A 22,827-nucleotide genomic window follows, 5' to 3' on the forward strand; every position below is an offset into this window, starting at 1 on the left:
AAAGACATTTTCATTTAGTCAGCTTATAATTCACTTGTAAAGGGGTTGTCTAGGGAAAAGAAGCTTACATACATTTGGAGAGTCATCTTCAAGAAGTCGTCCGTTGTAGCTATTTGCCAAAGGTTTGAAAAAAGGATAGGGAGTGGTTTTTTGAAACCTTCGACTAACCGGATGTTAAACCGTATCAAATCCATCTACATGTTTATTAATAACCATGGAATTGTCACGACGCAAGAGCTTGTGGAGGAATTTGGTATCACTCCTCGAACGATCCAGAGAGATCTAAATGTTTTAGCTTATAATGACCTAGTCGAAAGTCCAAGTCGTGGAAAATGGACAACAACCGAAAAAAAGGTAAAAATATCATCTTAAATGACGGTTCGCCCTTCCCTCATCGGAAGGGCGAACTCTTTATTTCACTTCATAATTGATTAACTCTTCTAGTTCCTCGTCCGTTAATTCTCGATACTCCCCTAATTCTAGAGTCTCATCAAGCTTTAGTGGTCCCATTGATAATCTTTTTAAATAAATGACTCTTTTTCCTACGGCTTCAAACATTCGTTTTACTTGATGGAATTTCCCTTCTGTAATCGTTAGCTCAATATCAGATGTTATTCCTGATTTCAAAATCGTTAAATAGGCTGGCTTCGTCACATACCCATCATCGAGTGTGACTCCCTTTTGAAAAGCTTCCCCATCATCGTTAGTGACCATTCCTTCAATAACTGCGAAGTAAGTTTTGGGTACGTGCTTCTTTGGAGATAACAAACGATGAGATAGCTGCCCATCGTTTGTTATCAATAAGAGTCCTTCCGTATCTTTATCAAGGCGTCCCACTGGAAACGGTTCAAACACTTGATCCTCATATTCAAGCAGATCAATCACTGTCTCATCATGATTATCTTCAGTAGCTGATATGACACCAGGTGGTTTGTTCATCATTAAATAAACAAATTCCTTGTACTCGACTACCTCTCCATTTAAGGTAACCACGTCATTGTCTGGATCAATATGTTGTTTGGAATCTTTTATTACTTTATCATTCACGACTACTGCGCCGTCTTTTAACAGTTTTTTTACATCTTTTCTACTTCCATAGCCTAAATTAGCAAGCATTTTATCAATACGCAATTGTTTCCCTCCCAGTGGAGTCTTACCCTCTTAGTTTGACCTTCTTCATGATTCTTTCCACACGTTCACCAAATAAAAAGTAGATGAGGCGAGTTTTAAAGCTTAAATATACATAAATTCCTGCGCCAGCTGCTGCTGAGAGGAGGATAATAATAATAGACTCCATCTCAGATTTTGGAGATAAAACCAGTGTTGTTAAATAGTATACAAGGGCTGCTACGAGTATCATAAGCACATTAAAAATAACAATCAGCAATCCTCTCCGCAAAACGAGGCGGAAACGATACCCAGAGAATATTTTAATAACGACCAAATTAATCGCAATCGCAACTCCGTAACCAAGTGCGGTTGCGTAAATTGCTCCGTCTGTCTCAAACCACTTTATGAATGGAATATTTAGGGAGAGCTTCACCAGAATTCCTACTAACAGGCTTAGTATGGTGAACTTTTGCTGGTCAATTCCTTGTAATATCGCTGCTGTCACTGAGTAAAGGGCAAACAAAACCGCAACTGGTGCATATAACTGGAGGATGTCAGTCCCAGATGCATTAGGTCCGTAAAAAACCGTATACGCAGGCTCAGCAAGTAGTGAAAGTCCAAGTGCAGCTGGCAAGGTGATGAACATCAGCACCTGAAAGGTTTGGTTGAGTTGCTTGTTTACTGCCTTTTGGTCTTTTGAAATAAAGGCTTGAGTAATACTAGGCACTAGTGTTAATGAAAAAGCCGTTGCCAACGATACAGGAATGATCACTAACTTATGGGTATTAAAGCTTAATTTAGCAAGCTCTATTTCTGAAATACTTCCAAGACCAATCGAAGTCATTGCCCTGTTAAAGGTCATCGTATCAATCCATTGGAATAAAGGATTGGCAATTCCAACAAGAATAAATGGAATCGAATAAATCAGAATTTCCTTGTACATATCTTTTAATGATACTTGAACGGTTCCCTTATCTTGTAGAAGTAATTCATCAAGATGTGGCTTTCTCTTATACCAATACCAAAAGAGAACAAATAAACTACCCAAACCTCCAACGAAGGCTGAGAATGTTGCAATACTAATGGCAGTAACAACTTCACCTTTCATTACATTTAGGACGATAAAGGCTCCCGATAATAGAAAAGCGATTCGAACAATCTGTTCAACCACCTGTGACACAGCCGAAGGTCCCATCGATTGATGACCTTGAAAAAATCCGCGTATTAAACTCATAAACGGAATTATGATAAGAGCAAAACTTACTGCTCGAATGACTGTTACAATATCTTTTGGGTTGGTTTGTTTGTCATGATCAGCAATGATTATGTCTGCAACAATTGGTGCTGATAAATATAGAATTAGGAAGGCAGCCAAACCTGTCCCAAGCATGACGACTAATCCTGACTTAAAGAGCCTCCTGCCAACCGCATATTCATCCATGGCATTATATTTAGAAATAAATTTAGCTACAGCTAGAGGTACTCCAGCGGTTGCAAGACTAATAAATATGGTATAAGGAACATAGGAATATTGATACAGGACGGTCCCTGTCTCTCCTACAATCCTTGCAAACGGAATAACATAAAAAAGACCTAATAATTTTGAAATAAATGTTCCTAAAGTTAGAATAAATGTTCCTCGTAATAACTTAGATTGCATGTGATCCCTTCCTATGTAGAAATGCAGAAATGATTTCAAACGCCAAATTCATATTTTATCATAAAGTTTGAAAAAAACTGTGATTTTTGTGTGAACCTAATTTGAGTGTACACAACTCCGTGCTTTGATGCTACTTTTTGTGGAAAAGTTTTCTTTCTATGCAAGCTGTCTTATAATGATGTAATGAAAGTTGGTGATTGATATGAATTATGACGTAATCGTCATCGGTGGTGGCCCTTCTGGTTTAATGGCTTCCATTGCTGCAGGTGAAAAAGGAGCTAAGGTGCTTTTAATTGATAAAGGAGACAAGCTAGGGAGAAAGCTTGCTATATCTGGTGGTGGTCGGTGTAATGTGACGAATCGACTTCCAGTGGATGAAATTATCAAGCATATCCCTGGTAATGGTCGATTTTTATATAGCGCGTTTTCGATATTTAGTAACGAGGATATCATTTCCTTTTTTGAAAAGCTTGGAATTCAACTAAAAGAGGAAGACCATGGACGGATGTTTCCTGTTTCAGATAAAGCACAATCTGTTGTTGATGCAATGATCAGAAGGATGAAAGAGCTTAGAGTGGATATCCTGACAAACTCCCCAGTCGAAACAGTCGAGTTTGAAAATGGCAAGGCGGTTACAGTACGATTAAAAAACAAAGAAAGATACTCTGCCTCTGCGATTATTTTAGCAGTCGGTGGAAAGTCTGTTCCTCATACAGGTTCAACGGGAGACGGATATGCTTGGGCGGAAAAGGCAGGACACACAATCACTGACCTATTTCCAACCGAAGTTCCTATTACTTCAAATGAACCTTTTATTCAGTCAAAGGAGCTTCAAGGATTGTCATTACGTGGAGTAGGCCTTAGTGTGTTAAATCCAAAGGGCAAGCCTCTCATCACCCATGAGATGGATATGATTTTCACTCACTTTGGGATTAGTGGCCCGGCAGTTCTTCGTTGCAGCCAGTATGTGGTGAAGGCGATGAAAAAATGGGATCTAAAGGAAGTGGTAATGAGTATTGATGCCCTTCCTGGTAAAAAAGAGGAACCACTATTCCAGGAAATCATTGCGATGGTAAAAGCCGACCCAAAGAAAAGTGTAAAAAATATACTTAAGGGGTATTTGCCCGAACGCTATTTATTGTTTTTATTACAGGTTGCTGACATCGATGCAAACGAACAGGGTGGTGTCATTTCCCATGATAAGCTTCGAAACTTTGTAAAAGCTTGCAAACAGTTTCAGTTTAAGGTGAATGGAACTCTTTCCCTTGAAAAAGCTTTCGTTACAGGTGGCGGAGTGTCTGTGAAAGAGGTTGAACCGCAAACAATGGCATCCAAGCTTGTTGATGGGTTGTATTTTTGTGGGGAGATACTAGATATCCACGGATATACTGGTGGGTATAATATTACTTCTGCCCTCGTAACGGGACGATTAGCTGGAGTGAATAGTGCTGAATATGCTTTAAGTCAAGCCTGAGGATGTTTTCTTCCTCAGGCTTTATATATAATCATGGCGGTAAAACAATAAATTTGCTCATCCACGTCTTCTGGTAAGGCAGCAATATTGTATTTAATATCAACTAGCTTTTGTTCATCTACCTTTTCGAGAAAACGATTCATTTTCTTTTCAAGGTCTTTTTCATGCTCCTCATCAAACAGTTTTACCTGAATCATTAGTCTCACTCCCTTTTATTATAGAGTATTAACAAAATTCAGATATTTTAAAAGCATAAAAAAAAGCCTAGTTTCCTAGGCCCCATTACATTATTCTACTTTTCCAGTCCATTTCATCATGCCGCCGACCATATTCACTACATTATAGCCATGGTCATGCAGGAAATAGCATACATTTTCACTTCTTCCACCTGAGCGACAAATGAATATGTACTCCGTATCTTGATCTAATTCGTCTAAACGCATAGGGATTTCCCCCATTTTAATATGCTTTGCACCAGGAATCATTCCAGCAGCTACTTCTTCATCCTCACGCACGTCGATCAGTTCTAGCTTTTCCCCTTTTTCTAGCTTTTCTTGTAACTCTGCAGTTGTAATTTCTTTTACCATCCAACATTACCCCTTTTAATTTTTCTTCTATCGTACACGACTTGCTCGGTACATTTCAATCTTTCTATTTTAGAAAAAGAGCCCCCGAGTGAATGGGAGCCCTATCATACACTTAATTTGCTACAATATTAACTAATTTCCCTGGTACAGCGATTACTTTTCGAACAGTCTTGCCATCGATTTGCTCTTTGACTGTTGTATCATCCATTGCTATTTGCTCTAGTGCTTCTTTATTTGCATCAGACGGTACCATAAGCTTCGCCTTCACCTTACCGTTAATTTGAACGACGATTTCTACTTCATCATCAACTAGCTTCGCTTCATCAAATGCTGGCCAAGCTTCATAGGAAATGCTTTCGCTATGACCTAACTTTGACCAAAGCTCTTCTGCGATATGTGGACAAATCGGAGCAAGCAATTTCACAAAGCCCTCCACAAAGTCTTTTGAAAGCACTGGTGTTTTATAAGCTTCGTTAATAAATACCATTAACTGCGAAATAGCTGTATTAAAGCGTAATCCTTCAAAGTCCTCAGTCACCTTTTTCACGGTTTGGTGATAAACCTTTTCCAGACTAGAAGAATCAACCGATTGAACCTTCTCTGCAATCTCTCCATTTTCATCCACTAACAAGCGCCAAATACGGTCTAAGAAGCGGCGAGAACCGTCTAATCCTTGTGTTGACCATGCAATCGATGCTTCAAGTGGACCCATGAACATTTCGTATAAACGTAGAGTATCGGCACCATGGGTTCCAACAATTTCGTCAGGGTTTACGACATTTCCTTTTGATTTACTCATTTTTTCATTGTTTTCTCCAAGAATCATCCCTTGGTTAAACAATTTTTGGAATGGTTCTTTTGTGCTTACTACACCGATATCATATAAAAACTTATGCCAGAATCGAGCATAAAGCAAGTGAAGAACCGCATGCTCTGCTCCACCGATATAAATATCAACTGGAAGCCACTCTTTTAATTTTTCTGGATCTGCTAACGCTTGATCATTCTTCGGATCAATATAACGTAAGTAGTACCAGCAGCTTCCTGCCCATTGCGGCATCGTATTTGTTTCACGACGTCCCTTTTTACCTGTTACAGGGTCAACTACGTTCACCCAGTCTTCAATATTCGCAAGTGGCGATTCACCTGTACCAGACGGACGAATTTCTGTCGTTTTTGGCAACACCAATGGAAGCTCTGAATCAGGAACAGCTGTCATTGTTCCATCCTCCCAGTGAATGACTGGAATTGGCTCTCCCCAATAGCGTTGGCGGCTAAATAACCAATCGCGTAGACGGTACGTAACCTTCTTCGTTCCGATTTCTTTTTCCTCTAACCAAGCAATCATACGAGAAATCGCTTCTTCTTTGTTCATTCCATTTAAGAAGTCAGAGTTTACATGCTCACCATCACCTGTATAAGCTTCCTTGGAAACATCTCCACCTGCAACGACTTCCACAATTGGTAATTCGAATTTCTTAGCAAATTCGTAGTCTCTCTCATCATGACCAGGTACCGCCATGATCGCTCCTGTTCCATAGCTAACAAGTACATAATCAGCGATCCAGATTGGCATTTTCGCTCCATTAACCGGATTAATTGCATAAGCACCTGTAAATACACCTGTTTTGTCTTTAGCTAAATCGGTACGCTCCAAATCACTCTTGCTCTTGATCTGTTCAATGTATGCTTGAACCGCGTCGCGCATCTCAGCTGTCGTTATTCTTTCAACCAATGAATGCTCTGGTGCTAATACCGCATACGTTGCACCGAATAATGTATCAGGTCTTGTTGTAAAGACCGTAAACTGCCCATCATTACCCTCAATATTAAAAGTAATCTCGGCACCTTCAGAACGACCGATCCAGTTGCGTTGCATATCCTTTAAGCTCTCTGGCCAGTCAAGTTCTTCTAAGTCCTCTAATAAACGATCTGCATACGCAGTAATTTTTAATACCCACTGCTTCATTGGACGTCGTTCAACTGGATGACCACCACGTTCACTTTTTCCATCAATTACTTCTTCATTTGATAATACCGTTCCAAGAGCTGGACACCAGTTTACGGCTACCTCATCAATATAGGCTAGGCCTTTTTCAAACAACTTTAAGAAAATCCATTGTGTCCATTTATAATATTCAGGATCTGTAGTGTTCACTTCGCGATCCCAATCGTATGAGAAACCTAATGCCTTGATTTGACGCTTAAATGTGGCAATATTTAATGCCGTGAATTCAGCAGGATCATTCCCTGTGTCTAATGCATATTGCTCAGCTGGAAGACCAAACGCATCCCATCCCATTGGGTGTAAAACGTTATAGCCTTGCGCACGCTTCATACGTGATAAAATATCTGTTGCTGTGTACCCTTCTGGATGCCCTACATGCAGTCCAGCTCCAGATGGATATGGAAACATATCTAACGCATAAAATTTGCGCTTACCTTTTTCTTCACTAGTTTGAAACGTCTTGTTAACATCCCAAAAGCTCTGCCACTTTTTTTCAATTTCTTGATGATTAAAGCTCACTTTTAATTCCTCCTAAAAATACTTGTTTAAACGCAAAAAATCCCGTCCCTATAAAAAGGGACGAGAGGATTATGTAGAATCTCCCGCGGTACCACCCACATTAGTGCACAAGTCACTCGCTTCATTATCCTTAACGCGGAATACGGCAAGCATTACTTTCTTTCACACTTGCGACTCAAAGGCGAGTTCATGGACACCTGGTTGACTTTCACCATCCGTCAACTCTCTACTTTCAGGTATTTCTCACTACTACTCCTTATCATGGTCACCACATATTTAAGTATGATGCTATTGTAGTGTATTTTCTAGTTCGATGCAAGTTGTGTTTTGTAGCATATGAAGATAAGGAGTAGTGTGTGTGTATTTTTTATTGAACCGTATAGCCTGCGTCAATAACGACCGCTTGACCAGTAATCCCTTTCGCCGCTTCACTTGCCAGAAAAATCGCGTAACTAGCAATCTCATCAACAGTTAACAAGCGTTTTTGTGGGACGAGGGGGTAGAGAACATCCTCGAGAACTCTTTCTAACTCTACTCCTCTTGTCTTGGCTAGATCTGCTAGCTGATTACGTACCAGTGGAGTGTCCACATAACCTGGGCAAAGAGCGTTCACCGTAATTCCATAGGTTGCTGCTTCTAGGGCTGTTACTTTCGTTAACCCAATCACTCCATGCTTCGCACTATTGTATGCGGCTTTACCAGCGAACCCAACTAACCCATTGATAGATGCCATATTAATGATTCGACCGAAACCTTGTTTTTTCATATGAGGCAACACATGCTTTGTTAACATAAACGGTGCTGTTAACATGATTTTTATCAACAACTCAAACCTTTCTGTTGGAAATTCCTCAAGATATGATACATGTTGAAGTCCTGCATTATTGATTAACACATCAATGGATCCTAAATGAGAAATCACATGGTCAATCGCTGCAATAATTTCTTCTTCCTTTGTTACATCGCATTTGATTCCTATTGCCTCAAAACCTAACCCTCGAAGCTCGTTTGCTGAAGCGACAACCGCCTCTTCATTAACATCCGTTAAGACAATCTTTGCACCTTGCTCAGCAAACTTTCTACTAATCTCATATCCTATCCCCTGGGCTGCCCCCGTCACAAAAACACTCGGTTGGTCCTTCATGAGAAACTCCTTTCTAGATACCTACACCTAAAGAAAATAGAATAATCGCAAGAATTACACCTAAAGTAGGTACAATGACGGTTACGGCACCAACTGGATTATAGGCATCCTTATGACTTTCCCCACAAATGGCACGAACAGTTGTGACGACATATCCGTTATGAGGGAGAGAGTCCAATGCTCCAGATGAAATCGCAACGACTCGGTGGAGCGCTTCCGGATTAACTCCCATATCCATGTAATGAGGAGCAAGTAATGGCAAGGCAATCGCTTGACCACCAGAGGCTGAACCGGTCATACCCGCAATGACACTAACGGCTATTGCCCCTCCAATTAAAGGGCTTCCTGGAATGCTCGTCATAAAGTCAACAGCCACTCCAAAAGCAGGAACTGCCTTCGCAACACCGCCAAATCCTACAACAGCAGCTGTATTACCTATGGCAATTAAAGCACCAAGAGTTCCTTCTGAAACAGCACTCCAAAAGTTTTTAAAATATTTACGGTTAAGGGCATATGTCGCGATAACACCGCCCAAAAGTGCAATAATAAGTGCCGATTGCTTTAAGGAGTCATGAAAAATAAATGAAATTGCAAGAACTACGACTAACGGCAAAATCCCCATTAAAGGATTTGGTAGCTCTCTTTCTTCATTAACCGGATCACCATCTCGTTCAACAAAGTGCTCTCCTTTTTCCACCGCTTTTGTAATCATGCGCTTTAGCCACCAATAACCAAAAATCATCATAAATACGGCAACAATTAAGCTAACTTCCCATCCCGCATAAGGAGAAGTATTCAAATAATCAATTGGAATCCAGTTTTGGATTTCAGGCGAGCCCGCAGAGGTCATCGTAAAGGTAACTGATCCAAAGGCTAATGCTGCAGGGATGAAACGTCGTGGCAAGTTCGCTTGTTTAAACAAACTAAGCGCCATCGGATAGACAGAAAAAGCCACAACGAACAAACTTACTCCTCCATACGTTAACACCGCACAGGCAGCAACAATGGCAAGAATGGCATACTTCATTCCAAGCTTCTCAACAATCATCCTAGAAACCGAATCAGCTGCACCGCTATCTTCCATAACTTTTCCAAAGATAGCCCCTAAAAGGAACATTAAATACCAAGCCGTAACAAAGCTAGAAAAACCAGACATATAGTTTCCAACAAGGTTCGCTTCCCCTTCTGCTACAAGTTGTGGAAACAATGGCATTCCATTCAGAACAGCAACAAACAATGCTGATAATGGACCTGCGACAAGTAAATTCATTCCTCGCATCGTTAAGAAAATTAATAAGGCCAAACCACCAATTAAACCAATCATACTTAGCATCTTATATCCCCCTTTGTTGTCGAATGAGATTGCAAACGGTTACACTTTCTTTCGCACCCTCCCTTCCCTTTTCTTTATGCAAGGATTATGCCAAACTGTAAATCCTTATTGTGATGTGATTTTTATGACTATTTATTGAATATTTATTCCAGATTTCCGGAATGTACCGTCTATTAGATCTCAAAAATCATAGAATAGATTTCCAAAAAAACATGTCCTTTACTTGAATGGGCTTAATAAAATCATAGACAGAAAGAAGTCCAGAAATCTGGAACATATTCCGGATATCTGGACTACTCAAGCCCATATTTTTTTAATTTATCATACATTGTGGATTTACTAATTCCAAGTGCTTTAGCTGCCAAAAGTTTATCATGATTATACTTTACTAAGCTTTGCTGAAGAACTCTTCGCTCGGTTTCGTCCATTATTTCCTTTAGCTTCCTTTTTCCAAGTGGGTAAACCGACGAGTCATGAATATAATCCGGTAAGGACTCCACTGTGATGATTTCTCCATTTGATAAGTGAATGGCCGCCTCCATCACATTTTCTAGCTCTCGGATATTTCCTGGCCAACTATACGTTTGAAGCAATTCAGACACGTCTTCACTCACTCCATGTATCCTTTTCCCACTTTTTCTTGTAATCTTATTAATAAAGTACTCTAGTAAGATCGGGATATCTTCCATCCTTTCGCGTAATGACGGGACATGAAAGGGGACAACATTAATTCGATAAAAAAGATCTTCCCGAAATCGTTTTTCCTCCATCATTTTTTCTAAAGGACGGTTAGTCGCAGCAATAATCCGAACATCTACATTCATTGGCTTTAGTGCCCCAACACTTTCAATTTCTCCTTCTTGAAGTGCACGCAGCAACTTCACCTGCATATTTAATGGCATGTCGCCCACTTCGTCTAAGAAAAGAGTTCCTCCATCCGCTAGATGAAACTTTCCTTTTTTCCCACCTTTCTTTGCCCCTGTAAACGCACCTTCCTCATAACCAAAAAGTTCAGATTCTAATAGATGCTCTGGGATAGCTGCACAATTGATCTTAACGAATGGCTGATGACTTCGATTGCTCAGCTGATGAATGCTGTGCGCAAAAAGCTCTTTTCCCGTACCACTTTCTCCTCGAATTAGGATCGAAATATCACTCGCCGCAATCATTTTGACCTTTTCTTTTAAACTGACAATTTGCTTTGAAGTTCCTAGAATATCCTCTAATGAGTATTTCACGCTTCGATCAAGATCTTGTATGTAGCTTTGCATCTTTGATAGCAAGCTCTTTACATGTGAGTTCATCTTCATCTACTCGCTACAATATGCATTCTCGAATTCTCTATAACCTTTGACACATGAACCCCGATTACTTCATCTCTGTTCACACCAATAAACTCACAATAATTTTTATTTATATAAGTAATTAAGCCTTCTCTATCAACAACCACTAGCCACTCAAATGCGTTTTCAACAATCGTCTCAATCGTATCCACAGAAAGCTTTGACAAAGCATGAATCATTCGATGGCTCCTCCCGTTTTTTATTCCATTATCATACTTTTCAGAGAATGGTGTAAAGCAGAAAAAAACTGATCGATTGTTTCGATCAGTTCTCCACAAAATGAGTGACTACTCCTCTTTAATCTCAAACTCCCCAATTCCTAGATCCGCATTCACCGTTATTGTAACGTCACTTTTGCCAAATTGGTCATTTACGTAGACTCCATCTCCCTCTGACGATAATCCTTCCACGGATTTTACTCCTAAACCTTTTTCAGAAATCACCTGTACCCCAACATCTTTTGGTAATATCAAGGTTGTAACACCTACGCCCATATCCATATTTACATCAAAACTTTTCTTCCAGTCTCCACTTAAATCAACCGTAAGGTCCCCAACACCAGCGTTAATTTGAAGGTCTTCAAGCTTCAAACCTGATAAATTTAATGTAGAAGCGGAAGCACCCGAGTTCACAATTAATTCCAAAGGCACTTTATTTGTTACCTGTAGATTCCATTCATTTTTTAGGCCGCCTTTATTTACATTGATATCATCGCTTCTTGATTGGTCAATAGTTATTTTTCCTGTATCCCCAGTTAATTTATAGGAAACCTCAGGCTCTAAATCTTTATTGTTATACTTCGCCTCTCCAGTCACCCACTCTTTTGATCCTTGTTCCAATGTTAATTCTCCCGCTCCCATATTTACCTCAAGTTCTATTTCTTCTGCTTTATCTCTTTCAACCGATAGACTTTTTTCATGAGCATCTTTCCCAACTGCTAAAATATTGCACCCTGCAAGCATAAGGGCTCCAGTAGCCACCACAACTCCATGTATTAATTTTTTCATTTTTCTTCCTCCTTGAATTCTATACCTTGATTATAGAAGGACATCGAAAAAATGTAGCGAGGCGCAAGCTTTAACTTCTCCTCGGACTTAAGGCGTAGGATCATCTGAGCAATACAAAAAACTAGCTCATTTTATAAGCTAGCTTGTTTGAATTGCATTTTTCTCGATTGAAGATTTCGATCATATATGAATGTGGTTATTATGGAGATCACAAATAAAGTGATTAAGATTAATAACATCATCTGATGGCCGTAAAAGTCTACGAGTACTCCACCCAATAAAGGGCCGATCATTCTGCCACCTGTTGCCGTACTATTGACGATTCCCTGATAAAATCCTTCTCTTCCCTTTGGTGCTAATTTATCTGCAATGGTCGGTACCGCGGGCCAGACAAGCATTTCACCAATCGTAAGTATGACCATTGCTGTCAGGAATCCAGAAAATTCATTAGCTATAGAAGCAACGGCAAATGACAGAATAAAAATAAGAATACCTGCAATAATTTGCCCTTTGATATGATGAGCAAATGGTTTCAATATTTTATTAATAATGGGCTGAGCAACAACAATCAATGCACCGTTAATGGTCCATAATACACTGTATTGCTTCAATGTTATTCCGAGCTCCTGTGTGTGTGAAGCAATGGTAGACTGCCACTGCACATAACCAACCCAGCATAATAAATACCCAATACATAAAATCAATAGTGCATATAGCTTTGCATGACTTCTCACTGTAGAAGATTGTTCTAAAATATTGGTTTGCTTACCACCACTATTGCTCGATTGTATTCCACGGTAACCAAACACAGCTATGAATAAAAAGAGGATATACATTAGTGTATTGGCAACAAATATCCACTGGAACGAGTACGATGCAACTAGACCGCCAAGTGCTGCCCCAATAGCAACCCCTAAATTTTGGGCAACATAAATTGCATTAAAGGCACTTCTGCCTCCTTCTTTCCACACTGTTCCTGCCATTGCGTACATAGAAGGAAATACGATTCCAGAACCAAAACCAATGATCGTTAAAAAAACAACATACATGGGCCACCCATGCCAAAAAGTAAGACCTATTAGTGCTGCCACTGTAATTGCGATTCCAAGTAAAATGGCTTTATAACCACCAATCTTATCAAACAAAGCTCCTCCAAATAAATTACCTGCAACACTTGCACCAGCGTTCAACATAAGAACAAACCCAGCCACTGTCAATGATTTTCCTAAGTGCTCATGGATGTAAATCGTGTTTAAAGGCCATAAAAAAGAAGAGCCAGTTACATTCACCGCCATCCCTATAATCAGTAACCATAGAGCTCTAGGCATGAAAAAACGCCCCTTTTCTTTGTTAAAAGTTTTTACAATTTCGAGTCTAGAAATAATTTTAGTTGGTTCAAATGGAAACATCAATCATTTTCTATTGACAAAAAGAGAGTAAAACTATTCAATCAATTCAAAACAAAAAGATAAGAGCCCCAACAACTGTGGGACTCTTATTTGCTTAAGAGCTTTGCTCCGGTTCTGGATGAAACTTAGATTTCACAGGCTGACCGCCTTTGTTTTCATACTTCTTTTTTGAAGCTTTAACCTGATCAAAATCTGATCCTAGCTCTACATCTTGATTATTGATTCCATTTCTAGTTTTTTGCTCAGGGTTGTTTTGTTTCGAACGCTTTTTCATCCTTCTCCCCCTATCGATCAAGTAGCGTCATTTGGTTTTGGAGTTGCTGTATTTGCAGCCTCATACGGTGCAAGTCTTCTCGTTGTACCTCATTTGCACTTAATGCCATTTTTGCGACATCATTGTATGCATCCTCAAGCTCTCTCATAGCAATATCTAAGTTCTCATCGTTATAATGATCCTGCCTACTGCTTATGTTAAACTGTGTCTCGGCATTTCGTAATACCGCATTACATCTCTCAAAGAGGTTAATCATGGATTGATGAGTTGCCATTCTAAAAGCCCCCCTTTTCTTCTAACAAAGAAGCAATATGCTTCATATGTAGTGTGTGCAAGTACTCCTTTTCTTACAACTTCTCTCTAGTGGCAGAACTCACCAATCATTAATCCAGTTGGTTGTCTACCCTTTTTCTGATAAAATGAGAATACTTTGATTGTAAGGAGATTACGAAGGTGAGCAAGTTACATCCTTTTTTATACGCATCAGATAATAAGCGATATCATACATGGAATTACCACTTAAGACAAACCTTTGGACATAAAGTGTTTAAAGTAGCACTTGATGGCGGCTTTGATTGTCCGAACCGAGACGGCACTGTTGCTTATGGGGGTTGTACCTTTTGTAGCGCAGCAGGCTCAGGAGACTTCGCAGGAAATAGGGTAGATGATTTAACGACACAGTTCCAAGAAATAAAAGAAAAAATGCACTTTAAATGGAAAGATGGCAAGTATATGGCTTATTTTCAAGCCTATACAAATACGCACGGACCACTTGAGGAATTAAAAGAAAAATTTGAAAGCGTCCTTTCACAAGAAGATGTTGTAGGTATATCTATAGCAACAAGGCCTGATTGCTTACCAGACGATGTTGTTGAATATTTAGCCGAACTGAATAAGAGAACTTATTTATGGGTAGAGCTTGGCCTTCAAACCGTTCATGAGCGAACTGCACTATTGATAAACAGAGCTCACGATTACCAATGTTATGTGGAGGGAGTAAACAAGCTTCGCAAGCATAATATTCGAATTTGCTCACATATTATAAATGGGTTGCCACTTGAGTCCTATGACATGATGATGACAACTGCAAAAGAAGTGGCAAAGCTGGATGTTCAAGGAATTAAAATTCATTTATTACATCTTTTAAAGGGAACACCTATGGTAAAACAATATGAGAAAGGAATGCTTGAGTTTCTTTCTTTTGAAAACTACGTAAGCTTAGTATGTGACCAATTAGAAATTTTACCACCTGAAATGATTGTCCATCGAATCACGGGGGATGGACCAATTGATTTAATGATTGGACCCATGTGGAGCGTGAATAAATGGGAAGTATTAAATGCAATTGACGCTGAACTCAAAAGAAGAGACAGCTGGCAAGGGAAGTTCTATCGTGTGGAGGCCACCAGCTTATGAAGCTAGAGAGAATTTTGCCCTTTGCAAGAAGCTTGCTAGAAAAGGCATTTATCCTGGATACCGTAGCAGTAGATGCGACTATAGGAAATGGCCATGATACTTATTTTTTAGCAAAACTCGCAAGCGGTACAGGTCATGTGTATGGTTTTGATATTCAAGACCAAGCCCTCCAAGCGACAAAAGAGCGTCTAGCGAAGGAAAACCTTTCAGATCGTGTCACCCTTATCCATCGTGGACATGAAGAGGTGAAAGACTTCATTCCCCAATCAGCAAAAGGAAAGGTAACAGCTGCGATTTTTAATCTAGGGTATCTACCTGGTGGAGACAAGAGCATTGTTACAAAACCTGAAACTACTATTTTCGCCATTGAGCAGCTATTGGACCTTTTAGCTGTCGAGGGAATCATTGTCCTTGTCATTTATCATGGGCATGAAGAAGGTGCGATTGAACGGGATAAACTGTTACAATATGTGAAAGAGTTAGACCAAGAAAAGGCACATGTCCTACGTTATCAGTTTGAAAATCAGAAAAACAATGCCCCCTTTATCATCGCAATTGAAAAACGATCTTAACAAAAAAACAGTCTGAAATTTGATTTCAGACTGTTTTACTGTGTTCGAGCTCGAAATATATTCCATTTTTGTACGGAGCGATACAAACGTCCATTGATATAGAAGAATAAACCAACGGGACCTGAGTTCCATATCATTGTTCGTGAAAGCTTTCTTACTCCTTTTTGATTACGTACTTTATCATCTGATAAATAAATACCTAATAAACCTCGGTTAATCAACTGATGAAACCTTTTATAAGGGAGATTTTCAATGTGGCGATCTGCTTCATTTACAAAATGATTAAGTCGTTCGAACAGCGCTTTTTCATCTTTATAGTAAAAACAAAAATTAAGATCTCCACCATCTAAATCCTCTTCCTGATCGATAAAGTAATCCAGTAAAATATGTAATCCCTGCACATAAGGAAAATAACCTTCACGAATGGAATCTGCATGGTGATGAGCAAATCCTTCGCTCATGGCAAATGAAACAAGGCAGAATATTCCTAAGGTAGAACCGGAGCAAGCTGAAAATTCATACCATTCCATTTCAGGTATTTTGCTACTATGCTTACCAAACCAATTTTTCAGTCGGGGAATTCGTTCTTCGTGTTGAACATGCTTATGGATTTGTAAATCGCAATAATAATGGCATAACTCAAGCAAGTGATCTCGTATCATTTCGTACTTATCTACCCCTGCAAGGACCTCCTGACAAGTTGCCACAAGGTCATGTAAATACCCTCCATCATCCTGGTCTTCCCGATGCTCATAATAATTCTTCTGCACTTTCCCAACGGTAAGGGCATGTTCCATTGATTCATGCAACGTCGCAAAATCAATCGGATCAAGAGAAGTACTCCGGTCACATAAATTATCTAAATAATCACTAATCGTCTGATAGGCAACGATAAAACGAATGGCTTCTTCATACCGGTCCATTCCCATTAAAGAAAGAATTCCACCGCCCTCACAATGAAAGGTTTTGTGTTCAATGCTAGCTAGTGCTTGCTTCCGAAGCTCTAGATTCGGGATTTCTTTTGCTCGTGCCTTCCACCCATTCAGTTCTCTATGTACAGCAGGTAGAACCTTCCTATACACTTCCGTCATTAAGCTGATGGGCATTGTTGGAACACTCATGTATTTCACCTCACTCACACAATATATCCTAGTCCTTTTAATTGACCTTCTACGAAATCTTTAACATATAAAAATACTTCTTCCCGTTCTGGTTCATTAAACACTTCATGATAGCACTTTGGCCATTCCTTGAAACGTTTCTCCGATAGTGGGACTGAGTTGAACCAACTTCTTACCTTCTCTTTATCTACGATCCTGTCATCCCCACTTTGAACGACCAATAATGGGGTGTCCTGAGTTCTTTTAATCATTGCGAATGCATTCTTCATCGCTTCTTCTAGCTCACGATACCAGCGTACCGATATCTTTTTTACATATAAAGTGTCTTTAAGGTCCAATTCTCTTACATCTTCATTTCTCGTCACCATATCCAAAGAAATTCCAGAAGATACTCGTAAAGCTGGGAACACTTTATTTAAAATAAAGGTTGCCGCGTGTAAGATAGGAGAAGGCTTGTTCACTAAACCTAAGCAAGGAGATGAAAGAATGACACCAGCTACATTTAATCGCTCTTTTTGTAGAAGCCTTAGTGTAATCAGTCCTCCCATGCTATGACCAATTAAGAATACTGGTAAATCAAATTGATAGGATGCATCAATCCACTTTTTTACTTCATCCACATACTCTTCGAATGAATCGATATGCCCTCTTCTTGATCTTGTCGTTAATCCATGACCAGGCAAATCACCCATGACGACATGAAAGCCCGAGTTTCTCCACTGCTCAATAAGCCAACCATATCTTCTATGATGCTCCATCGCCCCATGAACGATAACAATAACGGCTCTGGCATTCCCTTCCGCTTCCCATTTCCACATATGTATTGCCCCTTCTAAAAAAAGTATAAGAAAAATTTCTATAAATTCGTTATAGTAAATATATGATTACATAAAGGAGGATGTTTATGATTTATCCTTACCATGATAAAACCCCAAAAATTGCTGAGACTGCGTACCTTGCTGATTATACGACGGTAACTGGAGATGTTGTCATTGGTGACCAAACAAGTATATGGTTTGGTACAGTTATCCGTGGTGATGTTGCCCCGACAATTATTGGGAACCGCGTGAACATTCAGGATAACTCTATTTTACACCAAAGTCCAAATAATCCGCTCATAATTGAAGACGAAGTCACCATCGGTCACCAAGTGATTTTACATAGCTGCATCATCCGAAAGAAAGCTTTAGTTGGAATGGGTTCTATTATACTAGATCAGGCAGAAATTGGCGAAGGTGCATTCATTGGAGCCGGCAGTTTAGTTCCTCAAGGAAAGAAAATTCCGCCGAACACGCTTGCGTTTGGTCGCCCTGCCAAGGTGATTCGTGAGTTAACTGAGGAAGACATAAAGGATCGTGATAGAATCATGAACCAATACGTAGAAAAAGGCCAATACTACAAATCGATACAAAAATAAGAAATCTTAGAAAAAGTATCTTGAAACTAGAGGAAATATGCCGATATAACTAATATAGAATGCTAACTACATGTTGTATCGGTGGTGCTTATGACTACACTAATCATTTTAATAGGGATTTTAATTATCCTACTATTTATTTTTACACATCTTATAAAGAAAAGTCCTTCTCTTAAAACTTCTTTTTCAATTATTGGAATGGTTTTACTAGGGTTCTTCATCTTATTTATTGCACAAACCCCACATATTGCCGAAGCCGTTGGTCGAATGAAGATCTGGGTACAAGCCCCATTACGTTCGACGAACACTTTTAACGACGATCGGGTTGACCTTACGATTATCCCGTTAGAACAAACCGTTCTCATAGATGCACCAGTCATCAACCAACTACCTGAACTTCCACGCGGCTGTGAAGTTACAAGTTTAGCCATGCTACTACAATACGCAAATATTTCAGTAGATAAGATGACTCTTGCTAAAGAAATCATAAAAGACTCTACAGCCTACAAGGTTTCTGATGGAAAAGTTTACTACGGTCATCCTAATGACGGATTTGTAGGGAGCATGTATACAAAAGAACTACCTGGTTTAGGCGTGTACCATAAACCCATTAAAGAACTAGCTGAGAAATATTTACCTGGACAAATTGATGATTTAACCGGTTCACCTTTTAATGATCTAAAAATACACCTTTCTGACAAGCGTCCTGTCTGGGTGATCACCAACACCTCCTTTAAAAAGCTGTCATCCAATCAATTTGTGACCTGGCACACTCCGAGTGGTGTTATTGATATTACCTACAAAGAACACTCTGTTTTATTAACAGGCTTTGATCAGGATTATGTATACTTTAACGATCCATTAACAGGGGAAAAAAATAAAAAAGCACCCATAATGGATTTTGAAGAATCCTGGGTGCAAATGGGAAGTCAGGCAATTACCTACCTCCCTCGTTAATTAGCTTTGTAACACTTTTTCCGCTAAGTATTCCTTCTCGAAGGAGTACTTTTTTTCTACATATACCTGATGCCATACCATAAACATGAGCACCGTCCAAATCTTTCTACTATTATCGGCTTTTCCTTGGCAGTGATCCTCAAGCAATTGAAGTACATACGTTTTATTTAATAAATAATCTGTATCACTTTCTCTTATAATGGTCTTTGCCCATTCATTCATCTCAGCCTTTAACCAGTGACGGATTGGAACCGGGAAGCCTAGCTTTTTACGATTAAGAACATGTTCTGGTACAATTCCTTCTGCTGCTTTTCTAAGAACATACTTCGTTGTTCCGTTGGCTGTTTTTAAACTTGTTGGAATTTTAGAAGCAACCTCAAAAACGGCTTTATCTAAAAATGGGACACGAAGCTCTAACGAATGAGCCATGGTCATTTTGTCAGCCTTCAATAAAATATCTCCACGCATCCATGTGTGAATATCTATATACTGCATACGGTCAACTGGATCGTAGCCTTCACTTTCTTTATAAAGAGGCTTTGTAATATTGGTGAAATCTAAACCTTTGTTATACGTATTTAGAAGATCACTCTTTTCAAGCTCACTAAACATTTTTGCATTTCCGATATAACGTTCTTCTAAAGGAGTCAAACCACGTTCAATAAAGCTCTTCCCGCGCATTCCCTCTGGCATCATTTTCGCTAGCAAACGTAAAAACGCTTTTCCAACCTGTGGAATTTTATTAAACACCTCTAGACTCTGAGGCTCTCTATAAATATTGTAGCCACCAAATAGCTCATCTGCACCTTCTCCAGATAAAACCACCGTCACGTGCTTACGAGCTTCACGTGCCACAAAATATAAAGGGACACATGCAGGGTCTGCAAGCGGATCGTCCATATGCCACATAATCTTCGGTACTTCATTCATATACTCTTCTGGAGTAATGATATAGCTAATATTTTCTACTCCAAGCTTATCAGCCGTTTCCTTAGCAACATCAATCTCACTAAACCCATTATGATCAAAACCTACAGAAAATGTCTTAATCGCCGGATGGAATTCTTTTGCAATGGAAGCAATGATCGAAGAGTCAATTCCACCAGAAAGGAACGAACCGACAGGCACATCACTTCTCATATGAATTTTGACAGAATCAAAAAGAACATCTTTAATTTCCTTTACAAAATCACTCTCTGATTTTCTTACTGGGTGGAAATGAGCCTTCCAATAACGCTTAATTTCCATTTCAGATCCGATTTTCTTTGTAAAGTAGTGCCCTGGTTCTAATTTTGAAATACCTTCTGACATCGTATAAGGCTCAGGAACAAACTGATACGTTAAGAAATACTGCAAAGAATCATAGTTTAATACATCGTTCTGCAGTGCCAGTAAAATACTCTTTTTCTCAGATGCAAAGAATATCTTTTCCCCGTCATCAAAATAGAAGAAAGGCTTAATGCCGAATGGATCACGTGCTCCATAAAGCGTCTTCTCAACCTTATCCCAAATTACAAAGGCAAACATTCCACGAAGCTTCTCCACCGCTTTTTCCTTCAGATGGCTATACAAAGCAATAATTACTTCTGTATCTGAGCTTGTTGCAAAGGTGATTCCTTCTGCCAATAGTTCTTCTCTTAACTCTACATAGTTATAAATTTCACCGTTAAAAATAATCCAGTATCTTTCGTTTTCAAAATGAAGGGGTTGATGCCCGCTTTCTATATCAATGATACTTAAACGACGAAACCCAAATTGAACATGAGAATCATAGAAATATCCGTCATCATCAGGTCCGCGATGCGTAATCACATTATTCATATTTTCAAATTGTTGTTTTTGTCCATCACTAAACACTTGCGATTTGTCATGAACACATCCAATAAAACCACACATGTATGTAACTCACCTACTCCGTTCTTACGAGTTTAATCTTCCATTCAGAAAGAATACCTATTAATACTACCATTAAAATTATCGAATCGCACTGTCAAATTGACCATTTCCTAAAAATTCAAGCTTACTACCCATTGTTTACATCCCTTTTTGCTTCTAAACCACCATACCCTTATAGACGAAAAGAAAAACCGGGAGTTACAAATTTTCTGTAACTCCCGGCTGAATTTTTACTATTTAAAATTATCTTTCAAGAGCTTCTTTACGAAGTGTATCAGCTTTATCTGTACGCTCCCATGGAAGATCTACATCTGTACGACCAAAGTGACCATAAGCAGCTGTTTGCTTATAGATAGGACGTCTTAAATCAAGCATATTAATGATTCCAGCTGGACGAAGATCGAAGTTATTACGAACTACTTCAATAAGAACTTCTTCACTTATTTCGCTAGTACCAAATGTATCAATAGAGATAGATACTGGATGTGCAACACCAATTGCATAGGCAAGCTGTACTTCTACTTTATCTGCTAGACCTGCAGCAACAAGATTCTTTGCTACATAACGAGCAGCATAAGCAGCTGAACGGTCAACCTTTGTAGGATCCTTACCAGAGAATGCACCGCCACCGTGACGAGCATATCCACCGTACGTATCAACAATAATCTTACGTCCTGTTAATCCAGCATCACCTTGTGGTCCACCGATAACGAAACGACCTGTTGGGTTAATGAAATACTTTGTATTTTCATCAATTAACTCTTCTGGTACAACAGGATTAATAACATACTCTTTAAGATTACGTTGAATTTGCTCCAACGTTACTTCAGGGTGGTGCTGGGTTGAAATTACAATTGTATCAATTCGAACTGGTTTATTATTTTCATCGTACTCAACGGTAACTTGAGTTTTTCCATCCGGACGAAGGTAAGGAAGAATATCATCCTTACGAACTTCAGTTAATCTACGAGCTAGTTTATGTGCTAAAGAAATCGGAAGAGGCATAAGCTCCTTTGTCTCGTTACAAGCAAAACCAAACATTAACCCTTGGTCACCTGCTCCAATTGCATCGATTTCTTCATCAGACATTGATCCTTCACGCGCTTCAAGTGCTTGGTCAACTCCCATTGCAATATCAGCTGATTGCTCATCAATTGAAGTTAAAACCGCACATGTTTCAGAATCGAAACCATATTTTGCACGAGTGTACCCAATTTCCTTAATGGTTTCACGAACAATCTTTGGAATATCTACGTATGTAGAGGTTGTAATTTCCCCAGCAACTAATACTAACCCAGTTGTTACTGACGTTTCTGCAGCAACACGAGCATTTGCGTCTTTTGCTAAAATAGCATCTAAAATTGAGTCTGAAATTTGGTCACTGATTTTATCTGGATGACCTTCAGTAACTGACTCGGATGTAAATAAACGACGTTTTTTTGACATCTCCTGACCTCCTATTTATTTATACTTGAGAAAAAGGTATGCTTATTATATCAACATAAACAAAACCTTCCATTTGATACGGAACTCATTCCCTAAGTAGTATGAAATAAACATGCCATTTTTATTATGAAGGT

21 protein-coding genes, 1 pseudogene and 1 other annotated feature are annotated in these 22,827 nt (G+C 39.2%); of the genes and pseudogenes, 6 read left to right on the forward strand and 16 right to left on the reverse strand.

All coding sequences use genetic code 11. The annotated features are described in order from the left end of the window. The first annotated feature begins 150 nt into the window (after window positions 1–150). The gene (locus ACVBAX_RS20435; RefSeq protein WP_066057490.1) at window positions 151–372 is read left to right on the forward strand and encodes a DeoR family transcriptional regulator; all 222 of its coding nucleotides are present in this window, start codon (window positions 151–153) and stop codon (window positions 370–372) included. Between the two features lie 39 nt (window positions 373–411). Here ACVBAX_RS20435 and ACVBAX_RS20440 read toward each other — a convergent pair whose 3' ends face one another. Together ACVBAX_RS20440 and ACVBAX_RS20445 are read right to left on the reverse strand one after the other, a co-directional pair. Further along, on the reverse strand, window positions 412–1,131 hold the full coding sequence (locus tag ACVBAX_RS20440; protein WP_391558761.1) for a pseudouridine synthase: 720 nt from the start codon (window positions 1,129–1,131) through the stop codon (window positions 412–414). Window positions 1,132–1,153: 22 nt separating this feature from the next. Beyond that, window positions 1,154–2,770, reverse strand: coding sequence for a putative polysaccharide biosynthesis protein (locus ACVBAX_RS20445; RefSeq protein ID WP_447118625.1), 1,617 nt, complete (start codon window positions 2,768–2,770; stop codon window positions 1,154–1,156). Window positions 2,771–2,972: 202 nt separating this feature from the next. On the opposite strand from ACVBAX_RS20445, the gene ACVBAX_RS20450 reads away from it, so the two are divergent. Continuing rightward, complete coding sequence (locus ACVBAX_RS20450) at window positions 2,973–4,244, forward strand: NAD(P)/FAD-dependent oxidoreductase (RefSeq protein ID WP_447118626.1); 1,272 nt, start codon at window positions 2,973–2,975, stop codon at window positions 4,242–4,244. Window positions 4,245–4,258: 14 nt separating this feature from the next. Here ACVBAX_RS20450 and ACVBAX_RS20455 read toward each other — a convergent pair whose 3' ends face one another. The 10 genes and pseudogenes from ACVBAX_RS20455 to ACVBAX_RS20500 form a co-directional block, all read right to left on the reverse strand. Further along, window positions 4,259–4,441 carry a sporulation protein Cse60 gene (locus ACVBAX_RS20455; RefSeq protein WP_066057499.1) on the reverse strand — a complete coding sequence of 61 codons (183 nt, stop codon included), beginning with the start codon at window positions 4,439–4,441 and terminating at the stop codon, window positions 4,259–4,261. Between the two features lie 90 nt (window positions 4,442–4,531). Further along, entirely contained in the window at window positions 4,532–4,831 is a 300-nt protein-coding gene (locus ACVBAX_RS20460) for a rhodanese-like domain-containing protein (protein WP_119709527.1), read from the reverse strand. 112 nt (window positions 4,832–4,943) lie between these two features. After that, window positions 4,944–7,358, reverse strand: a complete 2,415-nt coding sequence (gene leuS, locus ACVBAX_RS20465; RefSeq protein WP_447118627.1) for a leucine--tRNA ligase — start codon at window positions 7,356–7,358, stop codon at window positions 4,944–4,946. Window positions 7,359–7,411: 53 nt separating this feature from the next. Beyond that, window positions 7,412–7,630: a binding site (T-box leader), on the reverse strand. A gap of 95 nt (window positions 7,631–7,725) precedes the next feature. After that, entirely contained in the window at window positions 7,726–8,502 is a 777-nt protein-coding gene (locus tag ACVBAX_RS20470; RefSeq protein WP_447118628.1) for a 3-hydroxybutyrate dehydrogenase, read from the reverse strand. Between the two features lie 13 nt (window positions 8,503–8,515). Beyond that, window positions 8,516–9,835, reverse strand: coding sequence for a GntP family permease (locus ACVBAX_RS20475; protein WP_447118629.1), 1,320 nt, complete (start codon window positions 9,833–9,835; stop codon window positions 8,516–8,518). Between the two features lie 293 nt (window positions 9,836–10,128). Continuing rightward, window positions 10,129–11,357 (reverse strand): annotated as a pseudogene (locus ACVBAX_RS20480) (sigma-54 interaction domain-containing protein). 108 nt (window positions 11,358–11,465) lie between these two features. Further along, complete coding sequence (locus ACVBAX_RS20485) at window positions 11,466–12,185, reverse strand: toast rack family protein (protein ID WP_447118630.1); 720 nt, start codon at window positions 12,183–12,185, stop codon at window positions 11,466–11,468. Window positions 12,186–12,316: 131 nt separating this feature from the next. Beyond that, window positions 12,317–13,513, reverse strand: coding sequence for an MDR family MFS transporter (locus ACVBAX_RS20490; protein WP_447118631.1), 1,197 nt, complete (start codon window positions 13,511–13,513; stop codon window positions 12,317–12,319). A gap of 175 nt (window positions 13,514–13,688) precedes the next feature. Then, window positions 13,689–13,868 carry a glycogen biosynthesis protein GlgD gene (locus tag ACVBAX_RS20495; RefSeq protein ID WP_160546911.1) on the reverse strand — a complete coding sequence of 60 codons (180 nt, stop codon included), beginning with the start codon at window positions 13,866–13,868 and terminating at the stop codon, window positions 13,689–13,691. Window positions 13,869–13,878: 10 nt separating this feature from the next. Continuing rightward, entirely contained in the window at window positions 13,879–14,142 is a 264-nt protein-coding gene (locus ACVBAX_RS20500) for a YtzC family protein (protein WP_251513388.1), read from the reverse strand. A 179-nt stretch (window positions 14,143–14,321) separates the two neighbouring features. On the opposite strand from ACVBAX_RS20500, the gene ACVBAX_RS20505 reads away from it, so the two are divergent. Together ACVBAX_RS20505 and ACVBAX_RS20510 are read left to right on the forward strand one after the other, a co-directional pair. Beyond that, complete coding sequence (locus ACVBAX_RS20505; RefSeq protein WP_447118632.1) at window positions 14,322–15,284, forward strand: TIGR01212 family radical SAM protein; 963 nt, start codon at window positions 14,322–14,324, stop codon at window positions 15,282–15,284. Beyond that, window positions 15,281–15,856: a class I SAM-dependent methyltransferase gene (locus ACVBAX_RS20510; RefSeq protein WP_447118633.1), complete on the forward strand. Its 576-nt coding sequence runs from the start codon at window positions 15,281–15,283 to the stop codon at window positions 15,854–15,856. The genes ACVBAX_RS20505 and ACVBAX_RS20510 overlap by 4 nt, the downstream gene beginning before the upstream one ends. 35 nt (window positions 15,857–15,891) lie before the next feature. On the opposite strand, the gene ACVBAX_RS20515 is transcribed toward ACVBAX_RS20510, so the two are convergent. Both ACVBAX_RS20515 and ACVBAX_RS20520 read right to left on the reverse strand, forming a co-directional pair. Next, window positions 15,892–16,977 (reverse strand): tetraprenyl-beta-curcumene synthase family protein, encoded by a 1,086-nt coding sequence (locus ACVBAX_RS20515; protein WP_447118634.1) that lies wholly within the window; start codon window positions 16,975–16,977, stop codon window positions 15,892–15,894. A gap of 14 nt (window positions 16,978–16,991) precedes the next feature. Next, window positions 16,992–17,795: a lysophospholipase gene (locus tag ACVBAX_RS20520; protein WP_430776107.1), complete on the reverse strand. Its 804-nt coding sequence runs from the start codon at window positions 17,793–17,795 to the stop codon at window positions 16,992–16,994. A gap of 86 nt (window positions 17,796–17,881) precedes the next feature. Here ACVBAX_RS20520 and ACVBAX_RS20525 point away from each other — a divergent pair, with 86 nt between their 5' ends. Both ACVBAX_RS20525 and ACVBAX_RS20530 read left to right on the forward strand, forming a co-directional pair. Further along, window positions 17,882–18,394: a gamma carbonic anhydrase gene (locus ACVBAX_RS20525; RefSeq protein ID WP_447118635.1), complete on the forward strand. Its 513-nt coding sequence runs from the start codon at window positions 17,882–17,884 to the stop codon at window positions 18,392–18,394. Between the two features lie 90 nt (window positions 18,395–18,484). Beyond that, window positions 18,485–19,351, forward strand: a complete 867-nt coding sequence (locus ACVBAX_RS20530) for a C39 family peptidase (protein ID WP_447118636.1) — start codon at window positions 18,485–18,487, stop codon at window positions 19,349–19,351. On the opposite strand, the gene asnB is transcribed toward ACVBAX_RS20530, so the two are convergent. Both asnB and metK read right to left on the reverse strand, forming a co-directional pair. Then, the gene (gene asnB / locus ACVBAX_RS20535; RefSeq protein ID WP_447118637.1) at window positions 19,352–21,247 is read right to left on the reverse strand and encodes an asparagine synthase (glutamine-hydrolyzing); all 1,896 of its coding nucleotides are present in this window, start codon (window positions 21,245–21,247) and stop codon (window positions 19,352–19,354) included. A gap of 243 nt (window positions 21,248–21,490) precedes the next feature. Further along, window positions 21,491–22,693, reverse strand: coding sequence for a methionine adenosyltransferase (metK, locus tag ACVBAX_RS20540; protein WP_430776111.1), 1,203 nt, complete (start codon window positions 22,691–22,693; stop codon window positions 21,491–21,493). Window positions 22,694–22,827: the final 134 nt, after the last annotated feature.

Source organism: Robertmurraya sp. GLU-23 (assembly GCF_052983275.1).